Origin of the sequence: Acinetobacter sp. ATCC 27244, assembly GCF_000156555.1 — a bacterium.
Taxonomy (GTDB): domain Bacteria; phylum Pseudomonadota; class Gammaproteobacteria; order Pseudomonadales; family Moraxellaceae; genus Acinetobacter; species Acinetobacter haemolyticus.
On record NZ_GG665949.1, the window covers coordinates 470,356 to 481,320 of the forward strand.

Consider the following 10,965-nt stretch of genomic DNA (forward strand, 5'->3'; position numbering starts at 1 on the left):
TTTAAGCATTTTTTAAGGTTGTTTATTAAATGAAATTCTCCCGCCATGATTAAACGGCGCTATTTACTGGTTTTACTCATACCTTTGGCATTGATTTCCTTGTTTGTTGGTGTAGGGGATATGAGTCTTGCTGGCTTGATTGCAGGAAATCCACAAGATTGGCAACTCTTTTGGACGAGTCGATTACCACGCCTGATGGCAATTGTTGTTGCAGGTGCTGGGTTAAGTGTCTGCGGTTTAATTATGCAGTCATTAAGTCGAAATCGCTTTGTTTCACCAACCACAGCGGGTTTATATGACTGTGCACGGCTAGGCGTTTTAATTTCGATTATTTTGCTTCCAAGTGCTTCTATTTTTGCCAAAACTGGATTTGCGATTATTGTCACGCTGATTGGTGCGATGACATTTATGAGTATTCTTGCCACTTTAAAGCACCGAGATACGGTATTTGTGCCACTCGTTGGGATGATTTTTGGCAGCATTATTTCAGCATTTACGACTTTTATTGCTTTGCAACTTGATTTGTTGCAGAACTTAGCAGGGTGGTTGCAAGGCGATTTCTCAACCATTTTGAATGGTCAATATGAATTGATTTATTTAAGTATTCCCGTTCTCGCCTTGATTTATATATTTGCCAATCGTTTTGTCTTGGCCGGCTTGGGTGAAGACTTTGCGACAAATCTAGGTTTGAACTATAAACAGACACTTTTCTTAGGTTTGCTGCTGGTCTCAGTAATTACTGGTGTAGTGATTGTGACTGTCGGCGCAATTCCTTTTCTCGGTTTAATTGTACCAAATCTAGTCAGCCTTTATTTAGGCGATCATATTCGCAAAACGCTTTCACATACGGCATTGCTTGGTGCATTGCTGGTCTTACTGTGTGATGTTTTTGGTCGAGTGGTGATTTATCCCTATGAGGTTTCGGTCAGCCTGATTATGGGTGTAGTCGGTAGTGTGATCTTCCTGTGGTTATTACTCAGGAGGTATCGATATGCATAATACGACGAAGCTGGTTGTGCTTGCGGTTGCTGTATTGGTCAGCATTGGATTATATCTCGGTTGGAATCTCGGGGTAGCGTGGCAGTATGCACTGGGACTGCGTTTAAGAACGGTCGCTGCAATTGTTGTTGCAGGTGTTGCAGTTGGTGTTTCAACCTTGGTTTTTCATACGATTGTGAATAATCGCGTAGTCACGCCGCAAGCTTTAGGTTTGGATAAATTATACGAACTGTCTAAAACTGCGATTATTTATTTCTTTGGTGCGAGTACGTTGTTGTCGCTTAACTTTGTGACTGATTATTTGATCAGTTTGTTGTTAATGGTGACTTTTGCTTTATTACTTTATCGCTTCATTTTCCAAAAAGTAGCGCAACAAAATATTTATTTCTTACTGTTGGTTGGTCTGATTTGTTCGACTTTATTTGACAACATGACCACCTTTTTTCAGGTCCTGCTCGATCCAGATGAGTTTCAAGTCGCTGCATACGCAGGCTTTGCAAGTTTTAATGTAGTGAAGTTAGAAACAGTTGCACTATCGTTGCTGACCATTCTCCCGATTCTTTTTTATAGTTTTCGACATTATCACATATTGAATGTGATGGCGTTGGGACGAGATCACGCGTTAAATCTCGGATTGAACTATGACAAAACCAGCCGCTTGTTGCTGATCCTCGTGGTATTGGCACTGGCATCTGCAACAGCCCTCGCAGGTCCAATGATGTTCCTTGGTTTATTGGTACTCAATATTACGTTGGAACTGTTTAAAACCCATCATCATCATATTTTACTGCTCGGTATTGTTTTAGTGAGTGTGCTATGTCTCATGCTCGGTCAATTTATCGTATTACATGTACTGAATTTCAAAACCACATTGAGTGTGATTATTAACTTTGTCGGTGGAATTTATTTCTTCTGGATATTATTGAAGGAAAATAAAAAATGGCAATAGAGCTGAAGAATTTACGAAAAAGCTATCATCAACAGTGCGTCGTCAATCAAGTCTCAGTCACGATTGCCAAAGGAAAATTTACCGCATTTATTGGACCTAATGGTGCAGGTAAAAGTACGGTACTTTCGATTATGAGTCGTCTGATTGATGCAGATCAGGGACAGGTATTGTTGGATGGTCAAGATTTACGTGACATGAAAAGTGCGGATATTGCCAAAAAAATGGCGATTTTAAAGCAGTCCAATCATACCGAATTACGGCTTAGTATTGAAGATCTGGTGGCATTTGGAAGGTTTCCATATTCTCAGGGGCGTCTGACCCAGCAAGACCAGGACATTATTGATCGTTCAATTGCTTATATGGATTTGCAATCAATGCGTCATCGTCAGCTAAGTGAGTTGTCTGGTGGGCAGCGACAACGCGCCTACATTGCGATGATTCTGGCACAGGACACCGAATATATCTTATTGGATGAGCCGTTGAATAACTTAGATATGAAGCATTCTGCTCAAATTATGCGTGTGCTGAAAGATCTTGCTGAAAATCATGGCAAATCCATCATTGTCGTGATTCATGACATTAACTTTGCCTCTGTGTATGCCGATCACATTATTGCAATGAAAAATGGTGAGTTGGTCTATCAAGGGCATCCGCAGCAGATTATGAATGAAAGCACTTTAGAAACGATTTTTGATTTTCATATTCCGATTCAACAAATTCAGCAACACAAATTAGGTTTGTATTTTATTAGTTAGGAGTTCGTTATGTTGTTCAAAAAGACGTTGCCGATCATGATGTTGAGTGCAGTATTGGCTGCATGTGGTCATTCAAATGAACCTTCTGTGGCACAGGAAGGAACTACAAACAGTCATGAAATGATGAGTTTTAACAGTAAAGCAGGTCAGATTTCAATCCCATCGAACTTGTCTCGTATTGCGGTATTAGATACCAATGCATTGAATACCATTCATACGCTTGCGGCAGATGATAAAGTCGTTGCTTTACCCAAAGGAACACCATTGCCTGACGTGCTAAAGAACTTTAATGATGGGCAGTATCTGGATGTTGGTACAGTCAAAGAGCCAAATCTTGAGAAAATTGCAGGGAGTCAGCCGGAGTTGATCTTGATGAGTGGGCGTATGGAAAATCTGGTGAATCAAATTAAACAAATTGCGCCCACCTATTTTGTAGATGTGGATTACAACGATCAGTTTAATTCGTTTAAACAACAAACCTTGAATATTGCAGAAATGGTCGGCAAGAAACCTGAGGCAGAACAACAATTAAAAACCTTGGAGCAAGACATTGCAGCGCTAAAACAAAAAACCAAAGGTAAAACTGCATTGGTGATCTTGGTAAATAACAGCAAGATTGCTGCCTACGGTTCAGGTTCACGGTTTGGTAATATCCATGATTTATACGGTTTTACCCCTGCAGATGCTTCGATTAAAGTGGGCTTGCATGGGATGGCCATTTCACATGAGTTCATTGCCCAAAAGGATCCAGATTATTTATTTGTGATTGATCGTGGTGCTGCAATCACGGGTAATCAAGAGGGTGCAAAACGGGTATTGAATAATAATATTGTCAATCAATCTAAAGCGGCCAAAAATGGCAATATTGTTTATTTGGATTCGAGCAATTGGTATCTAATGAATAACGGTTTAGGTGGTATGCAGGCAATGGTAAAAGAAGTCGCTGATGCTGTGAAATAGCTTCAGCCATGATAGCGAGGTGTGAGCACGAAGCAGAATCTGTCGTTAAGCGACGACAGATTCTTTGTTAGCTGAGTATTTTGCGTAAGCTAAAGCGATTAATAGCACAATTAAACCACCTAAGCTTAAAACGAAACCCACCCAAATTGGGGCTAACCAGCCCATATTATGGCTCAGTACCCATCCACCTAAAAAAGCACCAAGGGCATTGGCTAGGTTGAAGGCTGAGTGATTCAATGATGCCGCCAAAGTTTGAGCATCCCCAGCAATATCCATCAAATGGGTTTGTAAGGCACTACCTAAACCAATCACAGTAAAGCCAATCAAAAATAAAGCAGTAATCGCTGTATATAGATTCGCCATCATAAAACTGGCGAGTACGAAGGTGATTGCGGAACTGATTAAAATTCCAATCATGGTTTTAAATAAATGGCGGTCTGCAAGCCAACCCGCAACTAAGCCACCAATGACCATACCCACACCCCAGATTGCCAACGCAATCGGAACAACAGAAATATCGGCATGTGTATATTCAGTGAGGATCGGGGAGACGTAACTATAAACGGAAAACATACCGCCAAACCCGATTGCGCCAACGGCAAGTGTTAACCACATATTAATATTTTTTAAGCCTTTCAATTCAGCCCGAATACTTGCGGTTTTTTGTGGGCGAATATTGGGCACAAAAAGACCGATGCCGATCAAGGTAATAAAGGCAATTACAGCAGAAAATTCAAAACCAGTTTTCCAGCCGAATTGTTGACCGAGCCATGTGGCGATGGGTACACCAATCACATTCGCGATAGTAAGTCCCATCATCACTTGAGCAATTGCAATCGCTCGGCGTTGTTTACCCGCTAGTTCTGCTGCAACTAAAGCCGCTACGCCAAAGTAAGCACCATGCGGAAAACCTGCAATAAAACGAGAGACTAACATGGCTTCTGAGCTTGTTGCTAAGGTAGTGGCAGCATTTGCTAGGCCATAAAACAACATCAATGCAAGTAGCAATGTTTTGCGAGGAACTTTGGCACCCAAGATCGCAATAATGGGAGCACCAACCATAACACCAAGTGCATAGGCACTAATGAAATATCCAGCATGAGGGACACTGACATTTAAATCAGTCGCAATTTCTTGAATTAGTCCCATTGCAACAAATTCAGTTGTACCAATACAAAAACTACCAATCGCGAGTGAAAAAATCACCAGAAATAAAGAATAGTTTTTTGACCAGGAAGAAAGAGAGGGAGAGCTTGGGGAAGACATACGATCTCGAAACAAATAAAGCGACGATATTATATCGAGCAGATCACAGAAATGTGAAAAAGAGCACAAATTTTATAGATGTCACCTAAATTTGCAATCGTAAATTAGCATGATAATACTAAATCTTTATGATAATTATTTTCATTTATGTATAATGCAATGCATAAAATAATTGGCTAAACCACTACGCTTAATCAATAAGTATGTGGGGGAAAGGATGGGAAACAATTGTGAATAAATTATTGATAGCATCATTGGCACTGATCTCAGGTTACAGCACAGCACACGAACCTTATGTTGCACCAATAGCATATCAAACTACCAACACGCAGGTTGCAATTTTGGCTGGTTATGCTGAAGAAGCTTTGCATAGTGAATATGCATTAAAAAGTCCGAAGTTTGAAATCACCGATCCAAAACAAGTTAAAAGCACGGTAGAGCCAGACTCAAAACTGGGAACAGCTACGGTATTTGATTTGAAATTACCTGAAGCGGGTACTTATCGTGTGCAAACCACAGCAAGCTATCCGTTGAAATATGTGCAAGATCAAAAAGAATGGAAATTGTTCTTTGATATGGCAGCGGATAAAGCACCTGCAAAATCTGAACGAGATTATCTGATCCCTGCCGATCTTAAAACTAAGAAAATTAATCCTGTAGAAGTCACCCGTGAATGGACCTTATTGACCTACGTGACAAAGGAAAAAGCTTCACCTGTACAGCCAATCGCAGCGCCGATTCAAGTTGAGTTTTCAACACATCCGAATGAATTAAAAGCTAATCAGCGTACAAACGTAAAAGTTGCGAAAGCAAATCAACCTTTAGCCAATGCAGAAGTTGTAGTCCGTGCTAAGGGTGCAACGGATGAACAAGCGCAAACACTAAAAGCAGGCACTGATGGATCTGTAGATTTAACATTTCCACGCGCAGGTGAGTATCTAGTAGAAGTTACAGAGTCGGTTGATAGCAAGAAAAAACCAAGTAATCAGTTTTATAGCATTATTAGTTTATCTGTAAATTAACCCTGATCATAAGCTGATCTATATATGTATGGATCAGCTTATTCATTTTATTCATCATCCATCGCATTGCTGTAAAATTTTACACCCAATTTAATGCGATCACGTCCATTACTCATACGCCAGCGATTGGTGTCTCTTAACGAATAAACACAACCACAATACTCTTGTTGATAGAATTCTTCTCTTTTACTGATTTCTAGCATACGTACTGCACCGCCATGCTTGCGCCAATTATAATCCCAGTATTCGATATTAGGATAATGTGCAGCGGCGCGGAGACCACAGTCATTGATTTGCTGCATATTCTTCCAACGAGAAATACCCAATGAGCTGCTAATCAAGCTAAAGCCATGTTCATGGGCATATAATGCGGTTCTTTCAAAACGCATGTCAAAACACATCGTGCAACGAATGCCTTTTTCAGGTTCATTCTCCATGCCTTTCGCGCGAGAAAACCAATTATCGGTATCGTAATCACAGTCGATAAACGGAATATTATGTTTTTCTGCAAAACGAATGTTTTCTTCTTTACGAATCAAATATTCTTTGACTGGATGGATGTTTGGGTTATAGAAAAAAATCGAAAAGTCGATACCAGATTCGATGAGGGTTTCCATGACTTCACCTGAACATGGCGCACAGCATGAATGTAATAATAATTTATCGTGACCTTTAGGTAAGGTTAGTTTTTGGCGTTCAAGAGACATGTTTAACAAGAGAAATAAGTGAATTATTGATTATTGTAAAAGTTTTAGGTGACACAAAACGCTGAATTTAGTGAAAGTTTTTCAGCATAAAATGAAATTAATTTAACTTCAAAAATTGCAAACAGTTCAAAATATTTTCTCGTGTATGTGCTGTTTAATATGTGAATGATAAAGTAAAGTCATATTGAGGTAAGCTAATTAATTTTATGTTAAGATGAATTAAATTCAATTTTGGTTTTGGTCGTGTTAGAGCTTCGTCATTTAAAAACATTGATTGCTTTACGAGAGCATGGTTCATTGGTTGCTGCTGCAGCGGATTTATGTTTAACGCCATCCGCGATTTCTCATCAACTTAAAGAATTGGATCATTGGTATGGGGTAGAGGTGGTAAATCGTCGCAGTCGTCCCGTGACTTTTTCGAATGTCGGACAACGCCTACTCAAGCTTGCAGATGATATCTTGCCGCAAGTACAGATAGCCCAAACGGATATTACTCGGATTGTGCATGGGCAGACAGGACGTATTATTTTTTCTTCCGAATGCCATAGCTGTTTTGACTGGTTGATGCCGTTATTGAATCAATACCGTCACCAATATCCAGATGTGGATTTGGACTTTGCAGCAGGTTTTGAATCCAATCCACATGAATTGTTGCAAAATGCTGAATTTGATTTATTGATTACAGCTGATCCTATCGCTTTAAAAGGGATCGAATATTTCCCAATTTTTGAATATGAATCGCGTTTAGTGTTATCCAATACACATCCACTTGTGCGAGCCGAACAAGTTACAGTGCAGGATTTAGCTGAGCAAACCTTGATTACTTATCCAGTTGATAAACATCGTTTGGATATCATGGCGCACTTGTTTATTCCTGAGAATATTCAGCCTAAACATATACGGACAACAGATTTAACCCAAATGCTTATTCAGTTGGTTGCCAGTGGGCGGGGCGTAGCGGCTTTGCCTGATTGGGTCGTCAATGAATATGAACAAAAAGGGTGGGTTGTTAGTCGCCGCTTGGATTGTGTTTCACCGCAGGGTCTAAGACGTACACTGTATGCGGGCTATCGAACTGAAGAAAAAGAGAAAAATTATTTTGAGGGCTTTTTAAAGCAATTAGAAAAATTTTCAAAAAAACGTACAGTATATTACGAACGCTAATATATGGTGGTGCTAAGCAGATCACTTAGAAACTCTAGATCATTTCTAGGTTCTAGGTGATTTTTGTTTTTCTCGGTATATTTATTGACTGTTAAATTATTGGTCAAGACTTCCCAATCAAAAGTGAAAGGATACCTGCTGCGATCAAAGGACCTACAGGTACACCACGGAGTAATGCAACCCCTGCAACTGTACCAATCAATAGGCCTGCAATGACATCGGGTTGACTGGTCATGAGCTTCATTCCACGACCGCCCAGCCATGCAACCAATAATCCTATGGCAATGGCGATTAAAGACTTCACACTGATGAAAGACTTTAAAATATTATCGCCACTGATCTTGCCACTCGCAATCGGTGCGAGGACACCAATGGTTAGAATAATAATTCCAATATTTAAACCATGTTGCTGGATATAAGGGAAAAATTGGTCTAAAGGTGTGAGTTTCACCGCAATCAATACAGCGGCAGCTATCGTAACCGCCGTATTGTGACTAAAAACGCCACAAGCAAGTAAGATGATGAGTACCAATAAATTAACATCAAGCTGAGAAAACATATTGAGAAGAAAAAGCAATAAAGTTGAATTGTATCGTAATTTGTGAAGCTACCTACCAATAATTTACATGATGATAAAACAAGCAGATTCTTTGATCTACTTTGTCTCTGCTGTCATTAAGATTTTATGCATGATAATTATGCATTTTGGCTTGATAGAGTTGATCAAATGCGTATGCAAGGTCAGCAAGTGTCGTTGCTTTTAATTTTGCTAAAAGAATATCTTGTGCTTGTTGCATCGCATCTTCTAAGGCCTCATTTACAACACGTTCAACACCACATTCTGGATTTTCTCGTTCATTACCGATCGCGAAAATGGTTGGTTCGCCTACTGCATTATAAATATCTAATAATGTTGTTTTTTCTAAGTCAGCTATAAGATGCCAACCTCCTTTGGGTCCCTTTACCGATTGTATAAAACCTGCATTTTTTAATCCTGCCATTGTACGTCTGACGACTACAGCATTGGTTGAAAGCATGTGCGCAATTTCTTCCGAAGTAAAAATCTTATTTTGTCGTGCCATATGAAGTAAGACATGGAGCATTCGAGAAAGTTTGCTATCGGTACGCATAGGAATATAAGGCTAATTTAGAATTGAGACACTAATGTAACATTAAAAGTTGCAAATATAAATAAAAGGCATTATTGTAACTTTAAAAGTTACTTAATGGTGTTTGAAATGAATTATGATGTGGCAATTATTGGCGGTAGTTATGCCGGTTTGGCAGCAGGCTTACCATTGGGTCGTGCAAGAAGAAAAGTCGTAATAATAGATGCAGGGCAACGTAGAAATCGCTTTGCAGATCACTCACATGGTTTTCTAACACAAGATGGTACGCTTGCGAGCGAAATCGCACAGATCGCCAAGCAGCAATTACTTCAATACCCAACAGTGGACTGGATTGATGGGCAGGTAAAGCGGTTAGAAAAAAAAGATGATCTTTTTCATATTTGTATTGATGGTATACAGGCGGTAAGTGCGAAAAGAATTATCATTGCAACTGGCGTACAAGACCAACTGCCTGAGATCAAGGGGCTTAAAGAACGTTGGGGAAAAAGTATTTTTCATTGCCCTTACTGCCATGGTTATGAGTTAAATCAAGGAAAAATTGGGTTAATTGCAAGTTCTGAGCATTCAGCCCATATGGCAATGTTATTACCCGAATGGGGGAGCGTGACCTACTTTTTGAATGGCCAACCTTTAGCTGCTGAAACAGAATTACAGTTGAATGAAAGAAATGTCGTGATTGAAAAAAGGCCTATTGCAGAAATTATTGAACACAGCACAGTTGTGCTGTCTGATCAAAATCATATTACTTTTGATGGGATATTTGTCACAACCCAATGTGTAATTTCTCAAGATTGGATACATAAGCTCGCATGTGAGTTGGAGCACAACCCAATGGGGCAAATGATTAAAACCAATGCCTTAAAAGAAACATCAATATCTGGTGTTTTTGCGTGTGGAGATGTAGCTCGATTAGGTGGATCAGTTTCATTGGCTGTAGGCGATGGGACGATGGCTGGAGTTGCTGCACATCGATCATTGGTTTTCTAAGTTAACATAGGGTTTAAAGGTCATATTCACATTAAACATGTAGAAATGACCTTTTATCCGCATTAAGCAAGTTTTCGATATGCTTCATACTGGTAACTAGAGATTTGTTCATCCCAAAACATTTGCCAAAGGTCACAATATTCTAAGCAAAGATCACGGATTAAATCATAATCTGATTCGACGCAAGCTTGAGCCAAGACAAACCATAGATCATCTTCGTGGTCATCATCTGCAGCTTCGGCGGATGCATCATGTGAGACGCCATGGACATAGTAATAACCACTATCTACATTGAAACCAACCGCTTTGGTTGCTTGGCGTAATGCAGGGCTAAATAGAATTACTTCTTCTTCAGCGACCGCAAGTAAAGCAGTTACAGCTTGATAATGATCAAAGGTATTTTCTAAAAATGAGCGAACTTTCTGCGCAATAATAGACGGTTGATAGTTATTACGCTCTGTTTGTGTTAACTCAAAATCATCAAGTACATCTTCAAACAAAGGATAGTGTGCGTATTCTGGATTACCAGAATAATACTGATTGTTGTCTAATGCAGGACGAAAACCGAACTCATCCAGAATATTTAGATTTAATAAAAAGCGAGGATACATTTTAGAACCAGATAGGAGTCTCGGCTCTAATTGCTTTGTCTGGAATTGAGCCATCAGTAGCGCATCAGTAAAAACTTGCACGATTGCATGTCGATATTCTAAGTGGATGTGTTTTAAGGTTTCTTTATCGATTAAACCATCATTCATAAGTTGGATGGCGGGATGTTTTGAAACAGGATGCTTTGAAATCTCCGCTCTTAAACTGTTCAGAAAGTTCAAATTCTTGTTCCAAGCTTCTGTAGAAATGCTATTTTTCATACCGTCTATAGCTTTCTGCCTTGGGTTGTCAAAGTTTTCAAATATTTTTGGCATAGTTTTTTACTCAATGAATTAATAAATATTATTGCTTTTCCAATGATATAGTTCGATTTTTTTTGGTTGTTTATGAATATAACTATTGGTCCAACCAAAGATC

General features: G+C 39.4%; 12 protein-coding genes. 7 read left to right on the forward strand and 5 right to left on the reverse strand.

Features of this window, described 5'->3' with window-relative positions; all coding sequences use genetic code 11:
* Window positions 1–45 precede the first annotated feature (45 nt).
* The 4 genes from HMPREF0023_RS02080 to HMPREF0023_RS02095 are packed head-to-tail and all read left to right on the forward strand — an operon-like array spanning window position 46 to window position 3,663.
* Entirely contained in the window at window positions 46–999 is a 954-nt protein-coding gene (locus tag HMPREF0023_RS02080) for an ABC transporter permease (RefSeq protein ID WP_008941048.1), read from the forward strand.
* Window positions 992–1,948, forward strand: coding sequence for an iron chelate uptake ABC transporter family permease subunit (locus tag HMPREF0023_RS02085; protein WP_005081105.1), 957 nt, complete (start codon window positions 992–994; stop codon window positions 1,946–1,948). The genes HMPREF0023_RS02080 and HMPREF0023_RS02085 overlap by 8 nt, the downstream gene beginning before the upstream one ends.
* Entirely contained in the window at window positions 1,939–2,703 is a 765-nt protein-coding gene (locus HMPREF0023_RS02090) for an ABC transporter ATP-binding protein (protein ID WP_005081102.1), read from the forward strand. Before HMPREF0023_RS02085 ends, HMPREF0023_RS02090 begins: the two co-directional genes overlap by 10 nt.
* Before the next feature lie 9 nt (window positions 2,704–2,712).
* Entirely contained in the window at window positions 2,713–3,663 is a 951-nt protein-coding gene (locus HMPREF0023_RS02095) for a siderophore ABC transporter substrate-binding protein (protein WP_008941049.1), read from the forward strand.
* Between the two features lie 45 nt (window positions 3,664–3,708).
* Here the strand turns inward: HMPREF0023_RS02095 and HMPREF0023_RS02100 are convergent, their stop codons facing one another.
* Window positions 3,709–4,929, reverse strand: a complete 1,221-nt coding sequence (locus HMPREF0023_RS02100; protein ID WP_017396135.1) for an MFS transporter — start codon at window positions 4,927–4,929, stop codon at window positions 3,709–3,711.
* 230 nt (window positions 4,930–5,159) lie between these two features.
* Here HMPREF0023_RS02100 and HMPREF0023_RS02105 point away from each other — a divergent pair, with 230 nt between their 5' ends.
* Window positions 5,160–5,951, forward strand: coding sequence for a DUF4198 domain-containing protein (locus HMPREF0023_RS02105; protein WP_212749241.1), 792 nt, complete (start codon window positions 5,160–5,162; stop codon window positions 5,949–5,951).
* A 47-nt stretch (window positions 5,952–5,998) separates the two neighbouring features.
* Here the strand turns inward: HMPREF0023_RS02105 and HMPREF0023_RS02110 are convergent, their stop codons facing one another.
* Window positions 5,999–6,658, reverse strand: coding sequence for an epoxyqueuosine reductase QueH (locus HMPREF0023_RS02110; RefSeq protein ID WP_008941052.1), 660 nt, complete (start codon window positions 6,656–6,658; stop codon window positions 5,999–6,001).
* A gap of 243 nt (window positions 6,659–6,901) precedes the next feature.
* Between HMPREF0023_RS02110 and HMPREF0023_RS02115 the strand changes: the two genes are divergently transcribed.
* A complete protein-coding gene (locus HMPREF0023_RS02115; protein WP_004638659.1) occupies window positions 6,902–7,822 on the forward strand; it encodes a LysR family transcriptional regulator in 921 nt (306 codons plus the stop codon).
* A 103-nt stretch (window positions 7,823–7,925) separates the two neighbouring features.
* On the opposite strand, the gene HMPREF0023_RS02120 is transcribed toward HMPREF0023_RS02115, so the two are convergent.
* A complete protein-coding gene (locus HMPREF0023_RS02120; protein ID WP_008941053.1) occupies window positions 7,926–8,381 on the reverse strand; it encodes a DUF441 domain-containing protein in 456 nt (151 codons plus the stop codon).
* A gap of 124 nt (window positions 8,382–8,505) precedes the next feature.
* Entirely contained in the window at window positions 8,506–8,952 is a 447-nt protein-coding gene (locus tag HMPREF0023_RS02125; RefSeq protein WP_026056303.1) for an Rrf2 family transcriptional regulator, read from the reverse strand.
* A 108-nt stretch (window positions 8,953–9,060) separates the two neighbouring features.
* Between HMPREF0023_RS02125 and HMPREF0023_RS02130 the strand changes: the two genes are divergently transcribed.
* Complete coding sequence (locus HMPREF0023_RS02130) at window positions 9,061–9,939, forward strand: NAD(P)/FAD-dependent oxidoreductase (protein WP_017396607.1); 879 nt, start codon at window positions 9,061–9,063, stop codon at window positions 9,937–9,939.
* Between the two features lie 62 nt (window positions 9,940–10,001).
* Here HMPREF0023_RS02130 and HMPREF0023_RS02135 read toward each other — a convergent pair whose 3' ends face one another.
* Window positions 10,002–10,862 carry a hypothetical protein gene (locus HMPREF0023_RS02135; protein WP_008941056.1) on the reverse strand — a complete coding sequence of 287 codons (861 nt, stop codon included), beginning with the start codon at window positions 10,860–10,862 and terminating at the stop codon, window positions 10,002–10,004.
* Window positions 10,863–10,965 lie beyond the last annotated feature (103 nt).

Coding starts and splice junctions, on each gene's coding strand:
- HMPREF0023_RS02080 (WP_008941048.1), top strand. CDS start 46: ATGATTAAACGGCGCTATTTACTGGTTTTACTCATACCTTTGGCATTG.
- HMPREF0023_RS02100 (WP_017396135.1), bottom strand. CDS start 4,929: ATGTCTTCCCCAAGCTCTCCCTCTCTTTCTTCCTGGTCAAAAAACTAT.
- HMPREF0023_RS02095 (WP_008941049.1), top strand. CDS start 2,713: ATGTTGTTCAAAAAGACGTTGCCGATCATGATGTTGAGTGCAGTATTG.
- HMPREF0023_RS02120 (WP_008941053.1), bottom strand. CDS start 8,381: ATGTTTTCTCAGCTTGATGTTAATTTATTGGTACTCATCATCTTACTT.
- HMPREF0023_RS02110 (WP_008941052.1), bottom strand. CDS start 6,658: ATGTCTCTTGAACGCCAAAAACTAACCTTACCTAAAGGTCACGATAAA.
- HMPREF0023_RS02085 (WP_005081105.1), top strand. CDS start 992: ATGCATAATACGACGAAGCTGGTTGTGCTTGCGGTTGCTGTATTGGTC.
- HMPREF0023_RS02125 (WP_026056303.1), bottom strand. CDS start 8,952: ATGCGTACCGATAGCAAACTTTCTCGAATGCTCCATGTCTTACTTCAT.
- HMPREF0023_RS02135 (WP_008941056.1), bottom strand. CDS start 10,862: ATGCCAAAAATATTTGAAAACTTTGACAACCCAAGGCAGAAAGCTATA.
- HMPREF0023_RS02090 (WP_005081102.1), top strand. CDS start 1,939: ATGGCAATAGAGCTGAAGAATTTACGAAAAAGCTATCATCAACAGTGC.
- HMPREF0023_RS02130 (WP_017396607.1), top strand. CDS start 9,061: ATGAATTATGATGTGGCAATTATTGGCGGTAGTTATGCCGGTTTGGCA.